The sequence below is a fragment of the Enterobacter sp. BIDMC109 genome (genome assembly GCF_001037885.1).
Taxonomy (GTDB): domain Bacteria; phylum Pseudomonadota; class Gammaproteobacteria; order Enterobacterales; family Enterobacteriaceae; genus Enterobacter; species Enterobacter hormaechei_C.
On sequence record NZ_KQ090002.1, the window covers coordinates 4,374,147 to 4,399,738 of the forward strand.

25 protein-coding genes are annotated in these 25,592 nt (G+C 54.1%); 9 read left to right on the plus strand and 16 right to left on the minus strand.

Features of this window, described 5'->3' with window-relative positions; genetic code table 11:
- Window position 1: 1 nt before the first annotated feature.
- Window positions 2-526 (minus strand): lipocalin family protein, encoded by a 525-nt coding sequence (locus SK62_RS20605; RefSeq protein WP_015570073.1) that lies wholly within the window; start codon window positions 524-526, stop codon window positions 2-4.
- Window positions 527-643: 117 nt separating this feature from the next.
- On the opposite strand from SK62_RS20605, the gene SK62_RS20610 reads away from it, so the two are divergent.
- The 4 genes from SK62_RS20610 to SK62_RS20625 all read left to right on the plus strand — a co-directional run bounded on the left by SK62_RS20610 (window position 644) and on the right by SK62_RS20625 (window position 4,176).
- The gene (locus tag SK62_RS20610) at window positions 644-1,369 is read left to right on the plus strand and encodes a MerR family transcriptional regulator (RefSeq protein WP_017383646.1); all 726 of its coding nucleotides are present in this window, start codon (window positions 644-646) and stop codon (window positions 1,367-1,369) included.
- Window positions 1,370-1,468: 99 nt separating this feature from the next.
- Window positions 1,469-1,879 carry a hydroxyisourate hydrolase gene (gene uraH, locus SK62_RS20615; RefSeq protein WP_017383647.1) on the plus strand — a complete coding sequence of 137 codons (411 nt, stop codon included), beginning with the start codon at window positions 1,469-1,471 and terminating at the stop codon, window positions 1,877-1,879.
- 102 nt (window positions 1,880-1,981) lie between these two features.
- Entirely contained in the window at window positions 1,982-2,941 is a 960-nt protein-coding gene (locus SK62_RS20620) for a YbgA family protein (protein ID WP_032646730.1), read from the plus strand.
- 146 nt (window positions 2,942-3,087) lie between these two features.
- Complete coding sequence (locus SK62_RS20625; protein WP_023302851.1) at window positions 3,088-4,176, plus strand: AAA family ATPase; 1,089 nt, start codon at window positions 3,088-3,090, stop codon at window positions 4,174-4,176.
- Window positions 4,177-4,204: 28 nt separating this feature from the next.
- Here the strand turns inward: SK62_RS20625 and SK62_RS20630 are convergent, their stop codons facing one another.
- The 14 genes from SK62_RS20630 to SK62_RS20695 form a co-directional block, all read right to left on the minus strand.
- On the minus strand, window positions 4,205-5,158 hold the full coding sequence (locus SK62_RS20630; protein WP_017383650.1) for a GlxA family transcriptional regulator: 954 nt from the start codon (window positions 5,156-5,158) through the stop codon (window positions 4,205-4,207).
- A 25-nt stretch (window positions 5,159-5,183) separates the two neighbouring features.
- On the minus strand, window positions 5,184-5,963 hold the full coding sequence (locus tag SK62_RS20635; RefSeq protein ID WP_045338686.1) for an MBL fold metallo-hydrolase: 780 nt from the start codon (window positions 5,961-5,963) through the stop codon (window positions 5,184-5,186).
- 89 nt (window positions 5,964-6,052) lie between these two features.
- A complete protein-coding gene (locus SK62_RS20640) occupies window positions 6,053-7,303 on the minus strand; it encodes an HlyD family secretion protein (protein ID WP_017693988.1) in 1,251 nt (416 codons plus the stop codon).
- A 6-nt stretch (window positions 7,304-7,309) separates the two neighbouring features.
- On the minus strand, window positions 7,310-8,059 hold the full coding sequence (locus SK62_RS20645; RefSeq protein ID WP_017383653.1) for a hypothetical protein: 750 nt from the start codon (window positions 8,057-8,059) through the stop codon (window positions 7,310-7,312).
- On the minus strand, window positions 8,056-10,152 hold the full coding sequence (locus SK62_RS20650) for a peptidase domain-containing ABC transporter (protein WP_047718461.1): 2,097 nt from the start codon (window positions 10,150-10,152) through the stop codon (window positions 8,056-8,058). The genes SK62_RS20645 and SK62_RS20650 overlap by 4 nt, the downstream gene beginning before the upstream one ends.
- Before the next feature lie 67 nt (window positions 10,153-10,219).
- Entirely contained in the window at window positions 10,220-10,405 is a 186-nt protein-coding gene (locus tag SK62_RS20655) for a hypothetical protein (protein WP_001196016.1), read from the minus strand.
- 23 nt (window positions 10,406-10,428) lie between these two features.
- Window positions 10,429-10,623, minus strand: a complete 195-nt coding sequence (locus SK62_RS20660) for a hypothetical protein (protein ID WP_013094846.1) — start codon at window positions 10,621-10,623, stop codon at window positions 10,429-10,431.
- 73 nt (window positions 10,624-10,696) lie between these two features.
- Window positions 10,697-11,350 (minus strand): hypothetical protein, encoded by a 654-nt coding sequence (locus SK62_RS20665; RefSeq protein WP_006812468.1) that lies wholly within the window; start codon window positions 11,348-11,350, stop codon window positions 10,697-10,699.
- Window positions 11,351-11,356: 6 nt separating this feature from the next.
- Complete coding sequence (locus tag SK62_RS20670; RefSeq protein ID WP_023302845.1) at window positions 11,357-12,955, minus strand: hypothetical protein; 1,599 nt, start codon at window positions 12,953-12,955, stop codon at window positions 11,357-11,359.
- Complete coding sequence (locus SK62_RS20675; RefSeq protein WP_047718459.1) at window positions 12,933-15,527, minus strand: CS1-pili formation C-terminal domain-containing protein; 2,595 nt, start codon at window positions 15,525-15,527, stop codon at window positions 12,933-12,935. Before SK62_RS20675 ends, SK62_RS20670 begins: the two co-directional genes overlap by 23 nt.
- Window positions 15,528-15,533: 6 nt before the next feature.
- Entirely contained in the window at window positions 15,534-16,211 is a 678-nt protein-coding gene (locus SK62_RS20680; RefSeq protein ID WP_015570085.1) for an EcpB family pilus assembly chaperone, read from the minus strand.
- Window positions 16,212-16,256: 45 nt separating this feature from the next.
- Window positions 16,257-16,880 (minus strand): common pilus major fimbrillin subunit EcpA, encoded by a 624-nt coding sequence (locus tag SK62_RS20685; protein ID WP_003860995.1) that lies wholly within the window; start codon window positions 16,878-16,880, stop codon window positions 16,257-16,259.
- A gap of 227 nt (window positions 16,881-17,107) precedes the next feature.
- A complete protein-coding gene (locus SK62_RS20690) occupies window positions 17,108-17,578 on the minus strand; it encodes a hypothetical protein (RefSeq protein WP_017383656.1) in 471 nt (156 codons plus the stop codon).
- Window positions 17,579-17,596: 18 nt separating this feature from the next.
- Window positions 17,597-18,361 carry a winged helix-turn-helix domain-containing protein gene (locus tag SK62_RS20695; RefSeq protein ID WP_255360383.1) on the minus strand — a complete coding sequence of 255 codons (765 nt, stop codon included), beginning with the start codon at window positions 18,359-18,361 and terminating at the stop codon, window positions 17,597-17,599.
- A 422-nt stretch (window positions 18,362-18,783) separates the two neighbouring features.
- Here SK62_RS20695 and SK62_RS20700 point away from each other — a divergent pair, with 422 nt between their 5' ends.
- The 4 genes from SK62_RS20700 to SK62_RS20715 are packed head-to-tail and all read left to right on the plus strand — an operon-like array spanning window position 18,784 to window position 23,701.
- Window positions 18,784-19,368 (plus strand): fimbrial protein, encoded by a 585-nt coding sequence (locus SK62_RS20700; RefSeq protein WP_017383657.1) that lies wholly within the window; start codon window positions 18,784-18,786, stop codon window positions 19,366-19,368.
- Between the two features lie 52 nt (window positions 19,369-19,420).
- Window positions 19,421-20,113 (plus strand): fimbrial biogenesis chaperone, encoded by a 693-nt coding sequence (locus SK62_RS20705; RefSeq protein ID WP_015570089.1) that lies wholly within the window; start codon window positions 19,421-19,423, stop codon window positions 20,111-20,113.
- Window positions 20,114-20,128: 15 nt separating this feature from the next.
- Window positions 20,129-22,621 carry a fimbria/pilus outer membrane usher protein gene (locus SK62_RS20710; protein ID WP_047718457.1) on the plus strand — a complete coding sequence of 831 codons (2,493 nt, stop codon included), beginning with the start codon at window positions 20,129-20,131 and terminating at the stop codon, window positions 22,619-22,621.
- A 15-nt stretch (window positions 22,622-22,636) separates the two neighbouring features.
- Window positions 22,637-23,701 (plus strand): fimbrial protein, encoded by a 1,065-nt coding sequence (locus SK62_RS20715; RefSeq protein ID WP_017693993.1) that lies wholly within the window; start codon window positions 22,637-22,639, stop codon window positions 23,699-23,701.
- Between the two features lie 6 nt (window positions 23,702-23,707).
- Here SK62_RS20715 and SK62_RS20720 read toward each other — a convergent pair whose 3' ends face one another.
- Window positions 23,708-24,343: a LuxR C-terminal-related transcriptional regulator gene (locus SK62_RS20720; protein ID WP_015570092.1), complete on the minus strand. Its 636-nt coding sequence runs from the start codon at window positions 24,341-24,343 to the stop codon at window positions 23,708-23,710.
- Window positions 24,344-24,912: 569 nt separating this feature from the next.
- On the opposite strand from SK62_RS20720, the gene SK62_RS20725 reads away from it, so the two are divergent.
- A complete protein-coding gene (locus SK62_RS20725; protein ID WP_017693994.1) occupies window positions 24,913-25,533 on the plus strand; it encodes a LuxR C-terminal-related transcriptional regulator in 621 nt (206 codons plus the stop codon).
- Window positions 25,534-25,592 lie beyond the last annotated feature (59 nt).

The window sequence follows — 25,592 nt, forward strand, 5'->3', positions numbered from 1 at the left end:
GTTAGTGCTTCACCCACACCAGCTGATCGACCCGGAAGCCCAGCTCGCGTGCGGTGTTCAGGTAGTCCTGTTTTACCGCATCCGGAATGGTCGGGGTGCGCGATAAAATCCACAGATAGTCGCGGTTCGGGCCGCTGACCAGCGCGTACTGGTACTTATCATCCAGCTTGATCACGTTATAGCCGCCGTAGAACGGGCCGAAGAACGATACCTTCAGCGCAGCCGTGGTCGGTTCGCCGGTAAAGTACGCCTTTCCTTCGCTCTCATTCCATTTTTTCTTCACCGGATCGTAGCCGCGGTTCAGTACGCTGATACCGCCATCGCTGCGCTTGCCGTACGTCGCGGTGACCTGTTCCAGACCGCGCTCGAAGCGATTTTCCAGTCGGGCGACTTCATACCATTTGCCGAGATAGCGGCTGGCATCAAAGCCGGTAATGGGCTGCACGCCTTTCGGCGGCGTGGGAGATTTACAGGCAACCAGCGTCAGCGCAATGGCGACACCGGTAACGACAGGCCATAGCCTCATGAGAACTCCTTTCATTTACGCGGTTGGACGTTAAGTGTAGCGCACCCGTGCGGCGCTTCATCCCGTCGGGGAATATTCGTAGTATATTGAGACAACTCCTTCTCTTCGGATGCAGACATGGCTTACTCCATCGGCGAATTCGCCAGACTCAGCGGCATCACCGCCACCACGCTGCGGGCGTGGCAGCGACGCTATGGCTTGCTCAAACCCGAGCGTACGGACGGCGGTCACCGCCTGTACAGCGATGAGGACGTTCAGCAGGCGCTGAAAATCCTCGACTGGGTAAAAAAAGGCGTACCCATCGGTCAGGTAAAATCACTGCTGGAACGCCCTGCGCCGCGCCGCGCCAATAACTGGCAAACCCTGCAACAGGCCATGCTGCAAAAGTTGCAGGAGGGGAAAATTGAGTCCCTGCGTCAGATGATTTACGACGCCGGACGCGAATACCCAAGGCCAGAGCTGGTCACTAACGTGCTGCGTCCGTTGCGCAGCCAGATATCGGCCAACGTCGCCGCCGCCATGACGCTGCGTGAGATCCTCGACGGCATCCTCATCGCCTATACCTCGTTTTGCCTTGAGGGCGATAAAAAAGCGCCGGGCGATAACATCCTCATCAGCGGCTGGCATCTGAACGACCCCTGTGAGATCTGGCTTGAAGCTCTGACGCGCACCGGCCAGGGCCACCGCATCGACATACTGCCGGTTCCCCCTGCCGCGCTGGCCCCGGAAATTTTCCCGGACCGCAAATGGCTGCTGGTCACCAGCGGTAAACTTACCGCCGCGCGGAAAAAGCAGGTTGCGCAGTGGCAGCAGCAGGTTTCCCTTGAGGTGATTATCCTCTGATTATTTTCTGCTGAGGCAATCTTCACGAAAAGTTGAATATTTTTTCGCACAGCGAGTGCTAACGTTTTCCTGTCACCGACAACTCAACAGGAAAACACGATGAAAAAGACACTCCCTCTGATGATGCTGGCTACAATGGCTTTCGCGCCTGCCGCGTTCAGCGCCCCGGCAGGCACCCTGAGCGTTCACGTTCTGGACCAGCAAACCGGTATGCCGCCAGCGGATGTGGCCGTCACGCTGGAGAAGCAGGAGCAGGACAAGTGGACCCCGATTGCCAGCGGTAAAACCGACCACGACGGGCGCATCAAATCGCTCTATCCGCAGGATCAGGATATGGCGCCTGGCGTGTATAAAGTGACCTTCAAAACCGCCGATTACTTCCACGGTAAAAAGCTGGACTCCTTCTTCCCGGAAGTGCCGGTGCTGTTCACCGTCACCCGCACCAATGAAAAACTGCACATCCCGCTTCTGCTCAGCCAGTACGGTTACTCAACCTACAAGGGCAGCTGATTGCTCTTGATTTTAAAGACGATTTAAAAATAATCCCGCCAATACTTGGACAAATACGCATTGTTGTGTAACTTTTAGGTATGAGATCGGGAGGTGCACACCATGACAACAAAACCTGTGCTGGGTATTAGCGGATGTTTGACCGGTTCCGCCGTTCGCTTTGACGGCGGGCATAAGCGTATGGGCTTTGTGATGGATGAGCTGGCGCAGTGGGTCGCTTTCCGTCCGGTATGCCCTGAAATGGCTATCGGCCTGCCCACGCCTCGTCCGGCGCTGCGTCTGGTGATGACCACCGGCGGCGAGACAGAAATGCGGTTCAGCAAAGCGCCGCACGATGACGTCACGCAGAAGATGGCCGCATTTACGGCAGATTATCTGCCGAAAATCGGCGATCTGGCGGGTTTTATCGTCTGTGCAAAATCCCCCAGCTGCGGCATGGAGCGCGTGCGGCTGTACGACGAAAACGGCAACCGGGGCCGCAAGGAGGGTGTCGGGCTGTTCACCGCCGCCCTCCTTGAAACTTTCCCCTGGCTGCCCGTCGAAGAAGACGGTCGCCTGCACGATCCGGTACTACGGGAAAACTTTGTTGAGCGCGTTTTCGCTCTCCACGAACTGAACGTAATGCGTAAAAATGGCCTGACGCGCCGTGCCCTGCTGGACTTTCACAGCCGCTATAAGCTTCAGCTTCTGGCGCACCATCAGGCAGGCTACCGTGAAATTGGCCCGTTCGTGGCATCACTGCACGAGTGGGACGATTTGGACGCGTTTTTCGTGGCCTATCGCGACAAGCTGATGACCATCCTGAAAAAACCCGCTTCGCGGAAGAATCACACTAACGTGCTGATGCACATTCAGGGCTATTTCCGTAACCAGCTGAACAGCCGCCAGCGTGGAGAACTGCGGGATGTGATCCTGCATTACCGGGACGGGCTGCTGCCGATCCTCGCGCCGCTGACGCTGCTGAAGCATTATCTGGCTGAATACCCTGACCGGTATCTGATGACGCAAAACTACTTTGATCCCTATCCTGATGATTTGGGTCTGCGTCTGGCCGTTACCTGATAAGAAAGAAGCGAAGGCTCTGTTGACCCACAGAGGCCCAAAGCAGTACCCCGTTTAGACGACACCCTCACTGTCGTCTTTTTTTTGCGCTCAGCGTAAAATACTGTAATTCTGTACAGGTTAAGCGTGCATAGCGGAGTACCCCGATGATCAAAAATTTGCATATTCAGAACTACCGCTCAATTCGCGATATGTCGCTTGAGCTGGAACAGCTCAATATCGTGTTCGGCCCCAACGGCACCGGAAAATCTAATATTTATAAAGCGATTTACCTGATGCACAGCGCGGCGCAGGGGCAATTCTCCCAGGCGCTGGCGAACGAGGGGGGAATTTTGAAAGTGTTCTGGGCGGGAAAAACCCGCAGCGACCAGCTGCGACGCATGAACCTGGCGGTGGAAACGGAAACCTATGAATATGAGCTTCAGGTCGGGTTCGTGGAAAAGCTGCCCTACCCCTCACAGTTTCAGCTCGATCCGGTGATCAAGGAGGAATCTATCTGGCTCGGCGGACAGCACCGTCGCCCGTCGTCACAGCTGATGAAGCGTAAGAATCAGGCGGTATTCCTGAACAACGTGCATCACGAAAAAGTGACCCACAGCGGCACGCTGTATGAGAACGAGTCGGTGTTCGGTCAGCTCGGTGAACCGCACCTCTACCCCGAAGTGTCGCAGATGCGCGAGTCCCTGCGTAACTGGCGATTTTATCACGAGTTTTCCGTCTCATCCGGCTCGGCGATCCGTGCCCCGCAGGTGGGCTTTCGTTCCCCGGTGCTGGCCAGCGACGGCGCGAACCTGACCGCCGCGTTTCAGACCATTGTCGAAATTGGCGACGAGCTGCTGCTGATGCGCATTCTCGACCAGGCCTTCCCCGGCTGTGTGTTTTACAGCGACAACACCGGCGGGCGCTTCCGCATGATGATGCAGCGCGAGGGGCTGAGCAGACCGCTGGAACCGGCAGAGTTCTCCGACGGCACGCTGCGTTTTTTGTGCCTGGCGGTGGCGCTGTTAAGCCCGCGCCCTCCCGCATTCATCGCCCTCAACGAACCGGAAAACAGCCTGCATCCGCAGATGCTGCCCGCCCTGGCAAGCCTCATTGCCGAGGCCAGCCGCTATTCGCAGATCTGGCTCACCAGCCATTCGCCGGAGCTGGCGCATTTGATTGAGAAGCACCGATCGTTTTCGCTGTATCAGCTGTCGATGGCGGAGGGGGAGACGAGGATGGAGAGGCTGGGGTAATTGCCAGGTGGCGCTACGCTTACCTGGCCTACTGGCGAGTACGAAACGTCTTGCGCCACTCCGCCGGGCTGACGCCAAAGCGCGCCTTAAACTGCTGCCGATACGTCACCGCTGATAAAAACCCCACCTGCCCGGCGACGTTTTCGATTGGCAGGTTGCCGGACTCCAGCAGGATCTGGCTGCGCCGCAGGCGCTCGGCGGTAAGCCAGTCGGCAACGCTCATGCCCGTCGCCTTGATAAAATGGCGGGTCAGCGTGCGCCGGCTCATCGACACCACTTCCGCAAGAGAGTCCAGGTTATGCGGTTCGGAAATATGCTGCTGAAGGTAGTCAATCAGACAGTTAATCCGCCCATCACGGGTATCTTTCGGCACAGGTTGCGCAATAAACTGCGCCTGCCCGCCCTCTCGGTGCGGCGGGACGATCATCCGGCGGGCAATCTGATTGGCGACGACGCTGCCAAAGCGCTGGCGGATGATGTACAAACAGCAGTCGAGCGCGGCGGCGGTACCCGCCGAGGTAATCATATTGCCGTCATCCACGTAGAGGGCGTTGATATCCAGTCGGACGTCCGGAAATAGCGACTGGAACTGGCGTTCAAACTCCCAGTGAGTGGCGGCCCGTTTGCCGCTGAGTATGCCCGCATAGCCCAGCACAAACGATCCCAGACACAGCCCAACAATTTCCGCCCCGTTGTCTCTGGCCTGAACCAGGCTGTCGAGCAGCGTCTGAGGCGGGCGCTCCAGAACGTGCTGCCAGTAGGGTACAACCACAATTTCAGCCGATGCGATCGCGGAAAAATCCTGCGTCGCATGCAGGGCAAAACCGTCTTTCGAGTTCAGGAATCCCGGTTTTTCAGCGCAGATCGTGACGTTAAAGCGCTTTTCCCCGGATACCGTGTCGCCAAACAGGATGCAGGGGACGGAGTAGTGGAACGGGCTAAACCCGTCCACCGCGACAATGGCAACGTTAATAAGCGGCATCTGTCTCTCCTGTCCCCTTTAACAGTCAGAATATAACGGTTTCGCCGTCCTGGGGAATGCTCACCGCGTCACCTGCCTCGTTGGCATCAACATACTCGCGCAGCGCGCGGCGGGTCAGCAGGCAGTGGTTGAGAGCTTCCATATGGGTCGCGACAAGCTGCGCCTGTGGCAGCTGGAAGTGGACGTTCAGCACATCTTGCTCGCCCATGATAATTGGCCCGAAGCCAATCACATGCGCATAACCGGCATTAAGCACCACCACATCCGGCTGGTGTTTTTGCAGGTCGGCGGCCACCTCTTCACGCCAGATCGTATCCCCTGCGATATAAAGCGTCTTCTCATCGGGATGACGGAACACCACGCCGCAGGCTTCCCCCAGAAACTCTGCCAGCTCCGGCACGGCGTAAGCGCGGTCAGTACCGTGCTGGCCGCCGTGGGTTTTCACTATCCGGATATCGCCGTACGTTGTTTCCCCGGTCATGATCGTCAGGTTGGTAAATCCCTGGCTGCGCAGCAGCGCGGCATCACTATCATTTTGCACGTAGATCGGCTTGCCTTTGGCGATCAGCTCAACGGCGTACTGATCCCAGTGATCGGCATGGGTATGGGTGACGATCACCGCGTCAGCATCCAGAAGCGTTTGAACGTCAACGGGAAGATCGACCATCGGGTTGCGAATATCAGCCCGCGCCGTGCCGGGAAAACCCGGATAAGTGCCTTTTGGCGCCAGCATTGGGTCGATTAAAAAGCGTTTTCCCGCGTAAGTGATCAGCTGGGTGGCATTGCGAATTTGCGTAATGTTCATGGGCTATCCTCCGGTTGGTATGAGAAGGAGAATAGCCCCAGGGTGCCGTTAAGAATGTGGGCTAAAGGGCGATGATCGATGAAATCGGGTCAATCGATAAACCGCTTGCGCACCCTTTCCAGCGGCGCAATCAGCAGATTGATAAGCGGCTTACGATCGATAACGATATCGGCGTTCACCGTCATTCCGCCCATCAGCATGCGCTTTTTCTTGTCCGGGTCGGTAAACCAGGAGGGGACGCGCACTTTAGCCAGGTAGTAGTTCTGCCCCTCCTGGAGCGGGATCAGCGCCGAATGGGCATCAATGTTTACCTCATAGAAATCGGACAACGTCGCCTCCACGGAACCGTATTTGTCTACGGGCCAGGAGTCGAAGCGCAGCTTGACCTTATCGCCTTTCGCCACGCGCCCCACCCCCGTTGCCGGAACATACAGGTACCCCTCCATCGTCGCCGCGGTATTTTTACGGATCACCACCACCACCTCGCTATTTTGCGTAATGGCCCGGCCAGGCGGGAAGTTAATCGCCACCACGTAACCATCGGAAGGGGCCAGCATCGCCATGGTGGAACTTCCCCGGCTGGACAGGTTGCGGTCAATTTCGCTGATGCGGTTTTTCACATACAGCTGCTCTTCGCTCAGAGAGTCAATTTGCGACTGGGTGCTGTCGGTCAGGCTGGTTTTTCGTGCCTCAAGCTCAAGAATAGTGCTCTCCTCCAGCGTCAGGTTGAGCTGCGCATTGAGCACATCGTTGTGGCTTTTATCGAGATCCACTTTGGAGACATAGCCCTTCCCGGAGACGGATTTCCACGCCTCGTAGGTGTCGGTGCTGTTTTTTAACAACGCGCGCAGCTTCTTCACCTTATCGCGGGAAACGGCGATCTGCTTGTCGGTGAGAGCCAGCTGCTGCGCCAGATTTTTGCGATACGACGCAATCGAGTCCTCAATGGCCTGGATGCGCTGCTCGCTGCGCTTCTTCTCCGCTTCCATCTGCTGGCGGTCAAACTGCACCACCGAGCCCTGCTTGCCGCCATAGTCCTGCGACACGGTGAACAGCGGATCGTTTTCCTTCACGTACTGACCTGGCCGTACGGCAAAATCCACAAGCGTACCGGACTCCCGGGCGCGGACTTCCACATCGCCCTGCGCCGGGATCAGCACCCCACGTGCCAGCGTGGTTTCCGAAAAATTAAAGACGATGGCAAAAACCAGCAGGCAGAGAAAAAAGGTGATGAACAAGGTCAGCACGGCTTTCAGCCGTGGCGCGTTGATGTGATAGCTTTTTGAGAAATGATGCGGGATCAGCGCCCGCCGCTGTCGGCTTCGGTTTTTTAATTTCACGATATGTCATCCATGATAAATCACTGAAAGATCGTCCCATGCACTCCAGAGCGTGGGGGTTTTGCGCAGCGCGTTCAGCGTGTCGGCGGCGGCCTGACGGTAATCCTCTGGCGCATACGCCTGACTCTCCAGCCCAAACTCCACCGCATGCAGCGAACAGATCGGCAGCAGCGTTCGGACGCTGTAGCCATAGCGCGATAAAAACCGCGTTGAGACATCCGTTAACCACGCCTTTTGATCCCCTGCCTGGGTGGAGAACAGCGGCGCATCCGGCAGGCGTTCGTCCATCAGCAGCACCGTCACCAGGCGGTGAGGGGCGAAAAACGAGCTGGCGCGTCGGCCTTCGTGCGCGGCCATTAGCTTATGCAGCGCAGGGTGACGGGTAATAAACTGAAAGCGCACATCGGCTGGCGCGGTGGCGAGCAGCGCATCCACGATCAGACCAAAGCCCGCCCAGCGCATTCCCAGAAGCAGGGTGCGAGATGAACTGTAAAACGCCTGCTCCTGCGTCCACTGCGCCACGTACGCGTGCAGATCGAAGCGGACGTTGCGCGCCCAAAGCGCGGGCGGGAAGATCTGCTCCACGAAGTTAAACCCGCTCAGCTCATGGGCGTTCTGATGCAGAAAATCAGCCGGGACATCGGTCTCCGGGCAGCGCATAAACTGGCTGTAGTTTTGCGTGATCCGGTTTGCCAGCAGCGTGCGCCCGGCCTGGCGCGCGCAGAGTCGCGCATAGAGACGCGGCAGAAACATCATTGCTCACTCTCCCGCAGGGTGCCGTTTTCCATGGTATAGAGACGCCCCTGGCAGCTCACCACGTCCGGCGAGTGGGTGACAAACACCAGGCCAATCCCCAGGCTACGCAGGTTCGCCAGCACTTTCTGCGCGGTCGTTTTATCCAGGTTCGCCGTCACTTCGTCACAGAGCAGAAGCTTAGGCTGGCTGTACAGGGCGCGCGCCAGAACCAGACGCTGCATCTCCCCGGCAGAGAAAAAGGTGTTCCCCGGCAGCATCTCCGTTTCGTAGCCGTGCGGCAGCCTGGCGACGACGTGGTCCACCTCCGCCAGCCGACACGCGGCAATGACCTGCTCTTTATCCGGTGCGCTGTCAAAGCAGGCGATGTTGTCCAGAATCGAGCCGGTGAAGAGAATATCGTCCGCATGGACGATGCGGATGTGCTGACGCAGCGAGGAAAGATCGCACTCCTCAATGGGGATCTTATTGATCCGCAGCGTGCCAGACGATGACAGCAACATGCCGGAGATCAGACGCAGCAGCGTGGTTTTTCCCGACCCGCTCTGGCCCACAATCACCGCTTCTTCGCCCTGCTTCAGGGTCATATTGATATGCTGTAGCGTGGCCTCCCGGCCAGGATAGGCAAATGAGACATCCTCAAATTGCAGACAGACCGGCGAGGTGACAATCCGCTTCCCAAACTGGCTGGTTTCAGAGGGGGCAAACAGCAGGTCGCCCACGCGATCCAGCGGCCCCTTGAGGGCATTTTTGTCCAGCAGCTTCTGCGCCACCTGCACCATGGCATCGGAAAAATAGCGCTTATAGCTGATATAGGCGTAAAGCATCCCGATGCTCATCTGCCCTTCCAGGATCAGCCACGCGCCAAAGCAGACCACCAGCAGCTGCTCGGCATTGATCACCAGCAGCGAAGCCACGTCAAAGCGGGCCAGCAGCCGCTCTTTACGCATCAGCCCGGCGATGTGCTCACGCTGTGATTTGTCCATCACCGCATCCCGGGCCTGCTCCATATTGTTCGCTTTGAGCGTAATGATCCCTTTCTGCGTCTCCACCAGCAGGGATTCATACTGGGCGGTGCGCTCGATGGAGTCATCCACCGCGCGTTGATAGGGGCCGATCAGCGAAAAGCGGATCAGGAAAAACACGCCCATCAGCAGCATTGTCAGCAGCGCAATTTTGACGTTATACAGCAGCATAAACAGCAGGCTGGTGACGGCGATCAGGCTGGAAAAGAGAATTTGCACGTAACCATTGCTGATGAACTCCGCGCAGGCGTGGAGCGATTTCTCAATAGCCAGCACGATGCCCGGCGGGCGCGAGCGGAACCAGCTGGTCTGGGTGCGCAGCATGTAGTGGCGCACGGACTGGCTTAAATCGTCATAGGCAATGTTACGCATCAGGATCTCAAGCAACTGCTTGAGGAATTTACCGATGACTTCAAAGATAAAGACGATAGCGAAGATCGCGGTGAGCAGGATCACCAGATCGCTGTCGCTGCGGGAAATGGCCTCATCCATAATCAGCTGCACGTAGGTGGGGCTTGCCAGCATGGTGATGAGGGTAAAAATACAGAGCACAAACAGCAGCAGCTGGCGCTGGAACAGGCTCGGGGATTTATTGGCTAACCGGCCAAGCGTGAGCTTTTCATCCGGGGATTTCTTTTTGAAGCACGGCGTGGGCTTAAGCTCAAGAACATAGCCGGAAAAGAGTTTTTCCGCCTCTTTCAGACGGTAACGACGCACGCCGCTGGCGGGGTCGTGAACGGTCACGCTGCGGCTGTCGATCTTCACGATGACCACGAAATGGTTGCCGCGCCAGAAGGCGATGAGCGGCAGCTCAGACGTTTCTATTTCAGTGATTTCGCCTTTAAGCACCCGGCCAGACATATTTTTATCGCTGGCAAGGGTCATCAATTCCGCCATTGAGGTTCCCGCATCGGCGGAAACGGAAATCTCCCGGCGCAGCTGGCTGACGGAGACATGGTGGTCGTAGTGCCCCAACACCATCGCCAGGCAGGCCAGTCCACATTCGGTAAATTCATGCTGGCGAATAACAGGGGTCTTACCCTGTTTTTTATACTGAAAGAGCGAAAACATAATGATCCGTGGCTGAAATAAAAAAATGGCCCGGCAATGCGGGCCATGCGTACAACGTGCTTCTCGCTTAGGCGCTGAAGAAACCGCCGATGAAGCCGCCCACCAGGCCGAACACGCCGCCGATGGTGCCGCCCAGCGCCCCTAACATCTGGCTGCCCGCGTTATAGCCCGCGCTTGCGCCCTGAATAGCGGCAGCAAACGGATCCCAACCACCGATGATGGCCTGTGCTTTTTTGAAATCAATAACTTGCATGAGTCTTTTCCTGTTAACGTGAATTAGTTGTAGCTACCAACCAGCGCACCCAGGAAGCCCATTGCGCCACCCAGAATTCCGCCAACCACACCGCCAACCATGCCCATGATGCTTGCGCCGGTGTCGTAACCCAGCTGTGCACCTTTAACCAGACCAGCGAACGGGTTTAACGCGCCACCGATAATGTCTTTCGCTTCTACGAATGAAATCGCTTTCATTTTTATCTCCTGTAGTGATGGATCTTTAGCATGATGCTAAAGGCTAATTTCCTTTTATGAAGGAAAGCGGTTGCTACGGGCAGGTGGTAAGCGGAATGATTTTATTGCCATAAATAATCATCCGCCTTGCAGCCTGCCCGGCATTATCTATTTCCAGCCGTTGCCCCGGCGGAATATATTTTGAATTGTTGTATTGCGTACTGCACCCGACCGAGGAAACATATTTAAAATAGGTATTCCCGGTATTACTCACCACCCCGTTGCTAAACGCATAATCAAAATGTCGTGTCCATGGACGGACAATCAAAATAGCCTCAAGCGAGACCACCACATCCGACTGGATGCGCTGGCCTTTGCGCGTGATAACCTTTGCCTGGAGCGGCGTCTCGGTGAATTTTACGCGATAGTATCGCTCTTTGTTGTCATGCGGGCCGGTATAATAAAATTTAAAACCCGCGCGTTCACCGCTCCCCAGCGTTAATTGCTTAGGCGAATACATGACTTCGCCGTCTTTTATTTCGGTTTCTTTTCCCTTCTCTTTAGGAACGTCTACCTGAATAAGCGAAACGGTATAATTCTGACGCTCGCTGGTATCGTTTTTTATCGGCTGAAAAACAACTTCTCTTTCGGGAAGAAAATCAATATTCAGACTTTCGATAATTAAAGCATTTGCCCCTGTGGAAATGAAGCAATTTATTGCAAAAATAGCCAGGAATTTTCCAGTCATGGTTGATTAATTCCAGGATGCGCTAACATCTATTCTTCCCTGCGCGGTCACTTCGCCAAACCAGCTATTTCCGTCATAGGTGGTTTTCGATACCGGATTATCCATAACGAACTGGAGGATCAGCGGTGTTTTCCAGAGCCACATATCGGTCACGCCGGAACTCATTTTGTCCCACTCTTCCGCATGGGTGGCCGGCGCCGGGATCGACAGTACTTCGCCTTTACAGTTGTGCGCCATCAGCGTCTGGCTTTTCCCCACCAGCACGTTGCCCGGAATGGGAACCGTGAAACCGTTGCCGCTAAAGGCGCAGTAGTCCACCCCATTCAGGCTTTGGGTAGGCCCGGTGACTTTTACCGTGACCGCAATCGCCGCATCTTTTTGCGCCCCGCTGTAGGTGATGGTGTAGGGGATCTCAATGGGCGCTTCGCCGATAATGCCTTTCCCGGAGCCGCCCAGACCGTCAGGATCGAGGGTGTAATCCGGGTTGTCTGGCACAATCTCCAGCCCGGGCTCGATAGGGTTAATCACCAGGCCGCCCCCCGGCTGGAAGCAGAAATCCGCCGCCAGCGAGCTGTTGCCGGGCGTCAGACACAGGCTGACGATATTGCCAATGTTGCTGCCGTCCCCCGCCTGCGCCACGCTCAGAATTAACGCTTTCGGCAAAAAGATTTTAAGGGACGCTTTGCCGCCGTTTTTCTGCGGCGCTGCAAGGAAGGTGTTCGCCAGGACACGCGTATCGCTCAGGATACCGCCGGAGATACTGTACCAGGTGTTTTCATCGAAGGTCAGCTCGGCGGCAAGCCCGGTGCCGCCGCTCATGTGCGATTGCAGCACGCTGTTGACGCGGGAAGAGGTGAGCGCCAGCCCCCCGTTGTAACCGGAGATATCCTCCCCAACAAACGTGTATTCGAGCAGGTCGCACAGGACGCCAGAGACCGTGTTGCGGGTGTATTTGGTGCAGGTGGCCCCCGTTGATCCATCGACAATCGTCACCTCACCGCTGATCGGGTCAATCCCCAGGTTAAGCGCCCTGGCGTTGGTCATGGTCAGCGTGCCCACCTTGTGAAGCGTATTGGTGGTGGTCACTTTGTTGATGGAGCTGATTTGCGGCGTGGAGGTGATGGTCACTTCATCCCCTGGCGCGGCGTTGAGCAGATAGTTAAAGAACGGATCGCCCAGGACCCAGCGCCCGTATGACGTGCCGGGCTCCATCACCGGCGGCTTAACCACCATCGACGTGTCGGTATAGCTGGTCGTCGGGGTGTACCCCGTGTTGCCGCAGGACGAGGAACACGCCGTCCCTTTGAAGAACGGAGAGGCGCTGGAACCGGTCACCGAAAAGTCGATGGTCAGCGCGCTGCCTGCCGGACCGCTGTAGCTGTTGTCCGGGATGTAAGTGGCGATACCGTTATTCGTTTTCGCACTCAGGGTCGGCCACTCGCGCGAACCGTGTAAAAACGCGGTCGACGTGCTGTTCAGACTAAACAGCCCCGCGCTGTTTCCCGTCCCGTTATTGTCCGGGTTATTAATGGCGAAATAGGGCAGCTCCTGCGCCTGGGCCGCCGCGCTCATCAGCAGTAAATTAAGAGCGAATATCTTTTTCATCGTCACGTTCCTGCGTTCCTTTTGCTTCCTGCCAGACGAAATCGCCTTTGTCGCAGGAGATGTCCCCGAGCCACAGCGCACCGCGGTTAGACTCGATGTCCAGGCGCACTTCGCAGACGCTGTCGTCCGGCGTGGCGATACTCAGGACAGGGTTGTTCTTATCAACGTCGATCACGAAGCGTCCGTCGTTTTCCGTCCGGGTCAGCCCGACATGGTTTTTGATCTGCATGGCGCCAACCGGGGCCCCGTTTGCATCCACAAGACGACCAAACAGGGTGACGATTTTCTTCACCTGCGGCTTCATCACCACGGTATTACCCGGATAAACCGTGATATGGCGACGCGCATTCGCGCCAATCTCATAGCTTTCCGTACCGGTTTCACTGTTCATCACTTCCAGGTCATAAGCCTGGTATGCCGGCAGCGACAGCCAGGTCTTATCCCCTTTGATGCGTTCTGCCCGGCCGTTAAGCTTCAGGGTCAGCGCTTCATCAGATTTGAGACCGGTACTGACAATCACCCCTGCGCTTTCGGTGCCTTTCCCGGCGGCGATGGCCTCTTTGGACCAGCCCACGCTGCCGTCACTGGTCAGCGTGGAGTTCCAGCCTTTACTCATGCCGCTCTGGACGCTGAGGATGTTGCTGTTCCACGGCGTGTCGAAGTTCACGCTGCCGCCGCCGCTTACGCTGCGATCCTGGCGGCTGTTAAAGGCTTTCGAGACGTTGGCGGTGGCCGATTTCAGGTAATCGCCTTCAAACTGGCGGCTGGCGCTGACGTTCAGCGCTGTGCCGGTATCGCGATTGTGGGAAACGCCAACCGACACGGTATTGCCGAGCGGTATGGCGAAATCGAGCATCACGTAACGATCTTTCTCTTCGTAATACCCGTCGTATTTGTTGCGCGACATTCCCACCCGCAGGCGCGCCGTGCCGTAGCGACCGGCGTATAACCCCTGGGAGTAGTCCAGCTGATAGCGTTTGTAGTGATAGAGGTCGTCCTCCTGGCGCATCAGGCTCAGGTTGCCCGCCGAGGGCAGGCCGAATGACGGCAGGCTAAAGGAAGCGCCCCAGGTGTTGCCCTTGCTCTCATAGATATCCAGGAATTTGCCGCTGGAGAGCTGTTCATGGGAGTACCAAACCGAACCGATCTGCCACGGCAGGCTGAGATTCGTCCCATAGTTGGCGCGATACGTTCCGTCGGAGGCGGCCATGGTCTGGGTATTCACCGAGAAATAGCCCGTCAGGTTCAGGGAGGCCCACAGCTCGCTGACGATGTGTTCCCGCATCATGTAGGTAGAGGCGTTCCAGTCGACCATCCCGCTGCGCTTGCTGAACGAGGCTCCCACCAGCGACATGGTGTCTTTATGTTTGGTGTCGTAATCGTAGTAGTAGGTGTTATCCTGCTCGTTTTTGCGTTTCGCGTATTTTTTATAATTGACGACGGATTTATCGCGGCTATACATCCCGCCCCACATCTGCCAGCGCAGCGTTTCCGACACGTTGCTGGAGAACGGTTTATTTACGGTGTACATGCTGCGCGACACGGTGCGGCTTCCGCTCACCACTTCAACTTCGACGCTGTAGATCCCGTAGGGCAGGCTGCTGGTGTCAATTTCATGGTTGCCGACGTCAAAGCGCTGAATGCCGATAAGCTGCCCGTCACGACGAATACGGGCCTCGCCCGCCGTGGGAAAATAGACCACCACCGGCGTCAGAGAGAGCGTGTTATCGCGCTTGCGGGAGTTGGCCTGGTTGCCCATGGAAACGCCGTAGACTTCACCGCCGGAAATCCCGCTGACGCTCGCCAGAGACTGCATCGCCCAGCCGTTCAGCATGCCCGCGGCGTAGCGCATCCCCTGATAGTCGCGCTCCCACATAACCGCGTTCATCTGGGTATCGCTGCTGTTCTCGTTGACGTAGCCAGAGCCGTCGATCAGGACATGATCGACGCCCATTGAGATCCAGTTTCTCGCGTTCAGATAGCCCGACGACCAGCTGTCACCGTAGCCGCTCTCGGTGTGATACGCTCCGAGGTTGTAGGAGAACGTGCCGCTCAGGTCGTCAGACTCCGGCGCATCAATGTCCACCTCACGCGGGCGAATATTCACCCCGTAGTCGCTCTGCGACAGATTCAGCAACAGGCGCATTTTTTTCTGATCCAGTTCGAACGCCGAACCCGCGCTAACCGGAATACGCATCTGGTCATCAAACTGCTTATCGTTAATGCTTTGCAGTAACGCCCGCATCTCTTTTGACAGACGAATGCCGTTATCAGACTCCTGGACCTGAACATCCCTCAACCCCAGCTTCAGATCTTTTGCAAAGAGCGTCACGTCACCGATACGAACATATTCGTTCGCCGTGCCTTCGTGGTTCCCTTGTTGTGCTGAGTGTGGACGCGTATTCACCAGATAGACGGGAATTTTGATCCCCTGCTCCAGCAGTGCATAAAGCGAGTCGGGAAAACGGTAATTAGCGATAACCACGGAGCTTGAGGCTGCATGCGCAAGCGCGGGCAGCGTGCCGGATGCGCAAGCCATCATCACCGGCAACACTAATTTATTTTTCACCATGCATCCTTACTTAACAGGAATGAACTGTTTCAGGTCCCATATTCCGAGATGAAAATGGTTATCCGTAACGTTGATATCCTCGATAGCGCGCGAGGTCTCTGGCATCAGGTAGAAGTTTTTGCTACACGGCGTGCCGGGGGATTCCGGATTCGGCTTCAGGCAGGTCCCGGTCGCATTGACGCGAAACGAGGTGTTCCCTTTATTGGTTATTTTTCCCGCCACATAGACGAAATCAATCTTCTTATCCCGGGGCTGAACCACCAGAATGGTGCTCACCACCGCACGCGTCATCCCGGTGCCGTTTTTTGGCGAACCGCTGTCCACCTCTTCGCTTACCCCTTCATCCGTGAAGGTAATGCGGTAGTAACGCTCTTTGTTATCGGCGTTCCCGTGATAGTAAAATTTGACGATATTGCTGGTACCGGCGGGCATTACCATGCGCGTGGGCGTCAGCAACAGTTCGTCCACTTTCTCCGGATTAATGACGATCCCTTCATCCATTGGGCTGCTGATCCGCTGTGCGCGAACAGAAACAATACGCACGCTGTCTGCTTCGTTTTTTATTTCCTTGGCGGTGGAGTCAGCATCCGCAGAAATAATGGTGGTGACTTTTCCCACATTAATGGCCAGCGCGGAGGAAGAGATAAATAATAAAAATAAGAAGGTGGATTTGAGGTTAAACATGCTATTTCCCTAAACAGGGGCTTGCGCCCCTGGATCGATCAGGCCTTAGCCCCAGGTTGCGCGGAACGCAACAGACACGGTCCCTTCCCACAGGCTGTTGGTCAGGTCTTTGAACTCTTTCGCAGTACCCGCGTTGTCCTGAGCGGAGTCAACGTAGAAGACGAATTTGTCCTGGCCGGTAATTTCGGTATCTGCCGCCGCGCCTGCGCTGGTGGTCAGGTTCCACAGGCCAGAAGAGACGCCGGTGTTAGAAGAAGAATCAACCAGCGTGGTCCATGCGGTCGATTTCGCCCCCACGGTGCCACCGATAGAGCCCAGGTCGTTACCGCCCCAACGCGCACCCACTTTCAGCTTGGTCGCTTCACCACCCACGCTGAACAGCGTGTTGTTTGAATCGTCGAGGATAGCTTCGAGTTTGAAGCTGGTCGCCGTAGAGTGATCGCCACGGATAGCCACATCAAACAGACCGGTATCGGTGTTGAAAGATTTGGTATTGGCGCTGTAAACGAAGTTCAAAGCACGCGTTGGCGTAACAACCAGATCGGATTCGCTGTCTTTGGTCGCGGTTGCCTGCCAGGTGGCAGAAGCCGTCGTTTCAGCTGCATTAACTGCGCTCAGGGCAGAAACAGACAGCAGGGAGCCCAGAACGATAGCGTTCAGTTTGTTCATTTATTTAGTCCTTCAAAAAAGAATCCACGTGTATAAAAAGGGGAGCCCCTTTTTCGAGGCGGAGTATAGACAGCCGCAAAATAACGAGGCAATACAGAAAAATTCACTCGACGGAGAGTAACAATAAAAATATAAATAAATTTCTCGTATCTTATTGTTACGTATTGAGTAAATTACTCAATTTCCCGAGTAATAGATAAATATCGATTTTTCAATAAAGAGAAATATCAGGACGTCGGGACAGCTACACACATCATTACAGGCAACACCAGCCCCTTAATTAACCACGCATGTTTTTTTACGCTGGTAATATAGAAGAAGTTGATATTATCAAGTAACATTTCGTTTACAACGCCATCCGGCGCCGCATCATCTTCAGATTTATTCAGCTTTTTATCCTTAATATAAAAGATGTTGCTGCCGTCGACCTTTTCCACGCTGAGCGTGTAATTTCTGTCAATCAGGTAGCTTTTGCCCTCTTTCTTGAGTACGCCTTTATGAATAACCGTCACAACATCTTTGTTGTTAAACAGGAAAAGCGTGGTTAGCGACATATCGGTTGACTCACCCGTGGAATAGGTTTTCCAGGAAATGGTATCTGACTGGCAGCCAAACCCCTCATCCTGCGTTCTGGTAAAATAGACCCATAACAACGCGATGACAGACAGCGCCAGTACGATACTGAACAGTACACTCATTTTAGTCCTTGACATATTTTAACTCCCGGTCAGGCTTCTGTAAGAAATGCAGTTCTTATAATCGTCGATACTGTCCTGCTGATAACAGATGGCCAGGAAATAATTTTCTATCTGCGACTTTTTAAACCTGGGATAGTAAGCATCTGCAACCTGATGCTGACAGTCGATATGTTGACTGGCGATGACCTCTTTTACGTGATTAAAGTAGTGCTGTCGCGGCTGATACATATTCTTATCGATCAGGTATATCGTACACCTGTCCACTTTACCGAGCAGATGCATATCAGAATCTTTCAGGCTCTCGGCATAGGAATCCCGCTGGTGCAACAGTAAAACAGCGGTGCCGGTAACAATAATCAGTAATAACGTGCAGAGAGAAATAAAGAGTCTGTGCAGCGATATTATTTGTTTAGGCGGATCGGCATCTTTCTTATGCGCTAGCGTATCGAATGCTTCAGAGGCAGATTCTTCGCTAAGCGTTGAAATAACCGGCGGCCTGACCGTGTGGTGTTCAATATGCGCGGCAAGGCTAAATCCCTTGCCACGTATCGTTTTTATCAGTAAAGGGTCGCAGCCTAATGTACGAAATGCTTTTCTGATTTCACTTATGGCAACATTCAGACTCACCGAAGAACCAGAGAAACCATGATCCTCCCAGACCTTCTTTATCAGGTCGTCTCTGTCGAGTGTTTTACCATTATTGATGATAAGTTCATAAAGCAGACGACCCGCCTGGTTAGATAACTTAATGGATGACTCTTCCTCTCCATTAATCATGATCATACCGGTGTCGACTTCTTAAAGCATTGTAAGATCAATGAGATACTTCATATTATTATTACGCCATTGTTAAATTTTTGTGCATTTGCCAGGCAATAATAAGTCTAAAGTTTGTGTGGTCAAGTCGCGTGATATTAATTGAGAGATGAATTCATAAAGCTTCATTAATTAACGATTATTAAAGCATTAATAAAAATCTTCGAACCAACGCATTTAGGTTAAAACATTAAAAAAAACATACTGACAAGATTATAATCTTAAACTTTAGAAGTTGTTGGAATAATGTTTTGTTATGTACTTTTTTAGTGCAACATAATATCGTCAAAGCATTCTCCCGAGTCGCCATGCGTCTAGCCGGTACATCAGGGACATGTGTAGCCGATTAACATTCATTTTAAATAACACAAATCTTCATGGAGTTTATCATGTTCAAATCGATCATGACCGTATCACTGCTGGCCGCCGCTATTGCCTCTACCAGCGCAGTGGCCGCAGACAATTCGGCGGGTGGTATCATTAACTTTACCGGCGCTATTACCGATACAACCTGTACCATTAACGGCGGTAAAAGCGCGGACTTTACCGTTGCGCTTTCCCCTATTTCGGTAAAAGATGCGGGCACCACGGTTGGCCTGATCACCCGAAATAAAAAATCTATTGCGCTGACATTCTCTGGTTGCTCACCAGCAGCCGGAACGACCGGTACCCCGCTGAAAGTGTATTTCTCCAGCGCGGATAATATTTCCACTGACGGTAAATACCTGCTGAATAACAGCGTGAACGAAAGCGATGCCAGCGTGGCACGTAATGTCGGCTTTGCGTTAGTGGAGCCAGGTTCGTCTACGCCTATTACCCTGAACCAGCCTTACACGACAAATATTATGGGTACAGCGACCGCGCCAGATTCCGAAACGCTGACGCTGGACGTTTATTACTATAAAACAAACGCCGCTGCCGCCACCGTGGGCGAGTTAAGCTCCAACGTAACGTATACCATTTCCTACCTGTAATAGTGATTATTCAGGCTCTGTTTTCGCAGAGCCTGTATTTAAGGTTGCAATCATGCGCAAGGCAATTTTGCTGGCAGGCTTACTGCTAAGCACGGGTCACTCATGGGCCAATATTGTCATTAATGGCACCCGTGTCCTTTATCCTGAAAATAACAAAGAGGTGATCGTCCAGTTAATGAATACGGGCGATGCGCCGGCTCTGGTACAATCCTGGATAGATGACGGTGATATTAATTCCACGCCGGAAACAGCCAATGTGCCGTTTCTGTTGTCGCCGCCGGTGATAAAGGTTAACGAACATAATGGTCAACAGCTTCGTATTAAAAAGCTGCCGTCCAGCTTGCCTGCGGATCGCGAATCCGTCTTTTTCCTGAATGTCCTCGACATTCCGCCCAGACCTGAAAATCTGCAAAACCAGAATACCGTTCAGCTGGCGATTAAATCCCGTATCAAACTTTTTTATCGGCCCGCTGCGCTGAAAGGCACGCTGGATGACGCGGTGGCGAAACTGACGCTCGCCGCCGACGGCGATCGCTTTCGCATTACAAATAACAGTCCGTTCCATATTACGGTCGCCAATATTTCGCTGGGTAAAACGAAATTGCTCCAGGAGTCCCCGATGGTTTCCCCGTTTGGGCAGCTGACGGTCGCCGCCAAAAATACGGTTAAGCGCGGACAGACCTTCCAGCTGATGTATGTGGACGATCTTGGCGCGTATAAAACCCGGACTTTCACCAGTCAGTGATCGGAAAGACTCACCATGAAAATGAAACAAAACAGACTCTGTCTGCTGGCAGTCTGCACGCTTCTGCTTTCGCATAAATCAGGGGCCGTCTCGTTTGATCCCTCCCTGCTTGCTGGCGCATCCGGTGAGTCCGATTTGTCTCGCTTTTCCGAAAACAACGCCATGCCTGCCGGCAGTCAGGAGATGGATATCTACGTAAACGGCAGCTGGAAGGGACGTTATACCGTCATCTACGGCGAACAGCGTGACGACATCCGCCTTGCCTGGAAAGATGCCCGGTCGCTGGGCATCAACACCACGTCCGTGCCTGCGCCCGCCATTGCGCACGGGCAGGTCCAGCTGCGCGATCTGGTTCAGGGCGGTGAAGTCAAAACCGATACCAGCACCCTGAGTCTGGCGCTTACCGTTCCGCAGGCGGCCGTGCAGCGTACTGAAGAAGGTTACATTGCCCCCCAGTTCTGGGACGAGGGGATCCCGGCGCTGATGCTCTCGTGGAACACGACCTGGTACAACACCCGCGCGAAAGGCACTGCGAAAGACACAAATGATGATTTTTATGCCGGGCTGGATTCCGGCGCCAACCTGTTCGGCTGGCAGTTTCGCGACAGCAGCGCCTGGCGGAAAACCGCCAGCGGAGAGAGTAGCTGGCAGAATAATACCCGCTACCTGCGCCGTCCCCTGGCCTCGCTGAAATCCAACCTGACGCTGGGTGACTTTTATATTCCTGGCGATCTGTTTGATTCCCTGCGCGTGCGCGGCGTGTCGCTGGCGTCGGATATGAAGATGCGCCCAAATTCACAGCAGGGTTTTTCACCGGTGGTTCACGGCGTGGCACGGACGAACGCCCTGGTGAAAGTTATCCAGAATGGCAACGTGATCTATCAGGAGAACGTGCCGCCGGGCCAGTTTACCCTCGACAGCATTCAACCTACCGGGTCCGCGGGCGATTTGCTGGTAGTGGTGCGTGAAGCGGACGGTTCACAGCAGTCCTTCACGGTGCCGTTTTCCGCCGTGCCCGGGATGCTAAAAGAAGGGGTGAGCCAGTACAGCGTAGTGGCGGGTAAAGTGCATCAGAACACGCTCGATGCCGAACCCGCATTCATGCAGGCCACGCTGCGCTACGGGTTTAATAACCTCATCACCGGGTATACCGGGACGATTATTAGCGATAACTACCAGGCCGGGCTTGTCGGTACCGGGTGGAACCTTCCGTTTGGCGCGGTTTCGTTTGATGTCACCCACGCCAAAACCACCCTACAGGATCGCACCAGCAGCGGTCAGAGTTATCGCGTGTCGTACAGCAAATTTATCGATACCACCGCCACCAACTTCACCCTGGCGGCCTATCGCTATTCCACTAAAGGCTATTACAGCTTCAGCGACGCGCTCTATTCGCGCGAAGGGTATCAGCGCCTGAGAGCGCAGTACGACGACTATGAAGATCGGTTTGGCGTTGCGCCCGACATGTCGCTAAGCACCTGGGACGCCCTGCGCGCGGCGCAGCCCAAAAATACCTTTACGCTTAACCTTAATCAGCGCCTGCTCAATAACTGGGGCACGGTGTTTGTCTCCGGCACACAGCGCGATTACTGGAACTCACAGCAAACCACGCGCGAATATCAGATGGGCTATTCCAACGCCATCGGCCGCGCCAGCTATACCCTGTCGGCCAGCCGGGTACGGAACAGGGACAGTGAAGAAGAGACGCGCCTTTACCTCTCCCTCAGCCTGCCGTTCTCGCTGTTTGATAACAATGCGTGGATCACCTCCAGCCTGACGGCCAGCGATTCGCATTACGAGCAGAGCAATATCAGCATGAGCGGGAACGCGCTGGCGTCGAACCGCCTGAGCTATACCCTCTCCGGCAGTAATGCGCGTGGGGGTAAAAATGCGGCAAGCGTTAACGCCGCGTACCGTTCGAACTTCGCGACACTCGGTGGCTCTTACAGCGAATCCTCCGACTACCGCCAGACCGGGCTCAGCGGGCGCGGAAGCCTGGTGGCCTACCCGTGGCACGTTCTCGCCTCAAACGAAACCGGCACAACCATGACTATCGTCGATGCGCCAAAGGCGGAGGGACTGATGGTGAACGGCGATGAAAGCATTATGACGAACCGCGATGGCGTGGCGCTGGTCCCTTACGCCACCCCGTATCGCAAAAACGCCATTACGTTAACCGAAACGGAAAACAGCGCTGGCGCGGAGGTGATCGGCAATATGGCTAACGTGGCTCCTTACGACGGGGCGGTGAGTTATATCCGCTTCGACACCGATAAGCGCCAGTCATGGGTACTTCATGCGACGCGCACCGACGGCAAACCGCTGCCGTTTGGCACCGAAGTGCTGGATGAACACGGTGGATCTGTCGGGTATGTCGGCCAGGCCAGCGTACTGTATATCCGTGCTGAACAGCCGCCACGCACGCTCAACGTGCATCTCCGCGGCGGAAAGTGCGAAATCTCCTCCCCGGCCTGGGGGCTGAACAGCTCCTCATCGGTTTGCCATTAATTACGGATTATCAAAATGTTACGATCATTCATGTTCCTGCTCCTCACCAGCATTAGCGGGATGAGCTATGCCACCTGCTCCGGCAGCAGCATCGTTTATGGCACACCGATTACCATTGATTTATCGGATAAGCTGAGCCCGGCCACGCCCACATGGACCGGCAGCTTCAGCACCCAGTACAGCGGCTCGTTCAACTGTACGACGGGTAACAGTGAATTTTCTTACACGCCGATCCTCTCGACCGACAGCAAATACGCGACCATCCTCGGGTTCAGCAATAACAAGTATATGGTGCGGGCGGAGATCACCAATCCCCCGGCCAATAAAACCCTGTCTGCCAGCGGTAGCCATACGGCGTCTGAGCTGAACACACCGTTTACGGTTCGCTTCACCCTCGTTAACCAGAGCGGTACCACCCTGACGGGGGATACGGCGAACATGAGCGACGTTCTGTTCGTCAGCGACATGAGCGGGTTATCCATCTGGGAAATCATCACCTGGCCAATCAATCAGGTCATCAAGATAGCGCAGTGGTTATTCAGCGGGTTCAAGTGGCCTTACGACAACCGCGATATGTTTGGTCAACCGATGATCATCAAATACGCGCCGAAACTGACTACCTGTTCCTTTGATAATGCGGGGCTGACCGTGGCGCTGCCGACGCTCGGCATTCCCCAGCTCAGTGCATCCTCACAGCCGGGGCTGACGCCTTTTTCACTGAACATGAGCTGTCAGAACGTCGGGGTTAACGGCAATTCCGATCGGTCAATTGAGATGTTTCTGTCCAGCACGCAGCTGCTTTCGACCGACAGCTCGGTGCTGATCGACAACAGCAGTAGCGCGGCGCAGGGCGTGGGGCTCCGCCTGATAAAACGTGACGCCCCGCAAACGCCGGTGACCTTCTCTACCTCAACCACCAGCCGTGGCAACGCCACGATGATTTTCAGCGTGGCGGCTGGCGCGGCGCTGGACGAACATTTCACCCTTCCGATGGCGGCGTACTATTACGTGTGGGCGCCCGCCCAGGTGAGCCAGGGTAAGATCAATACATCGGCTACGCTGAATATTATCTATCCCTGATGTGAACTATTCCTCCATCTTTCCAACCGCTTGCACATACTTAATCAGTTCGCTGTGGTTGGAAAGATTCAGCTTTTTCATTGCATTGTGTTTCTGTGTCGCAATGGTACTGACCGAACGGTTTCGATGACGGGCAATCTCCGTCGTTGAAAATCCTTCCACGATAAGATGAAGCACCTCCCACTCTCTGGCCGAGAGGATGGAACGCGCCCGGGAGCCGGACCGCATTACCCGCCTGAGCCACGAAGAGATCGACGGTTTTTGCCCGTCCGCCATGAGCAACGCGGGTAATTCCTTTTTCAGTTCAGTCAATTCATCCTGCTGACTGATGGTTAATTCAAATTTCATCTCCAGAACTTTTTTTAACAGCCCGTAAGGCAGCTCGGGCACCAACAGAACACGCCTGACGTGATGGGTTTTACATAAAGATGTAAAACGGCTGCTGACCTCCGCACTCCACTCTTTATGATTAAGCAGATAATTAAATTCAGTGAAGAAAACATCCACGTTATTATCCGCCACCGCCGCCAGTGCCTGTTCTGTGGAATCGACCTGAGTAATGTTCAGTACGTAATCGGGTAAAAGATCCTGGAGCGCCCGGAATATTATCTCTTTAAATATATTTATTTTGTAAAACACCATTACCCTTACGATACGTTCAGTATTATTCATGTCTTTTCTAAATTCTCGTGACCGGAGGAAAATGATAATAGTTTATGTACTCACCACTCACAACCTCTTCGCGCCAGGATTTTATCCTTCTCAGGCTTAAAAATCTGAACAAGGACATTAAATTCATAGAAAAAATTCTATTTTATTCTGCGCGCCGTTTCCCCTCGCAGATAAAGCCCTGTCGATAACCCTGCCACGATCACAATTTTTCTTACAGAAACAGCAGTAAATCACTGAAAAGGCGGTGGATTAACCCCATTAATCAACCGTCTGATGCTTATTATCCGCTCATTTACAGAATAAAAATCTGGCATGAATATTATTAGAAGATTAAAACAATTGCATATACCATTAAAACCATTTTTCAATTTTATCTTCCGCTAATAATTGGCTTCAGCTTTACTCGACGGTTTGTATTGGCTTACATTGATGCCATCGCATCGCGTTATTTAAAAAGTGCTCGCTATTCTTTTAATAAGAGAGTGCGAACCGCCATTTTCTCTTATATGGACTGTTTACTCAGCGAAAGGAGAATGCCAATGCAAAATAAAAAAACAATTCACGTTGCCGTTGTTGACAGCTGCGAATTCACGATGATTGGCCTGCAATCGCTTGGAAAGCGTGAGCCTGATGAAAAACACGACGTTATTTTCCATGGATTTACCCATATCGAAGAACTTGCTATGAGTGAACAACTCTTTGATATCATCATTTATGATCCGTTGAATACGCGTCATTTCCGGGTGACGACGAATGACGACATTCTCTGTATTAAACAGAAACAAGTGATGGCGAAGATCTATATCTATTCGTTATCCGCCGGCTATTTGAAATTCAAACATGTTGATGGAGTCATCAGCAAAAGAGTCTCCCTGGGGGATATCAAAGCGCTGTGGCAAATACTGATGAGCCAGACGCCGCAAGAGTCTGGCCGTTACAACGTAGGCATGACGACCCGCTTACGCACCCCGGCGAGGTTGTCCAGCGAGGAGGCCAGCGTATTGCGCGGCTATTCCTGTAATCTCAAAACCAAGCAAATCGCCCGTCAGCTGGGGTGTAACGTCAGGCTGGTTTACTTTTATAAGAACAACGCCATGAACAAGCTTAAGGCCGTGCGTGGCCCCTCGTTTTACCAGAGCATTCGCTGGATCCTGAATTAAGAATTTGACCGTGTGTCGTTTGCCTTTTGTTCCCGTGTCCGCGGGAACCTTTTTTCATT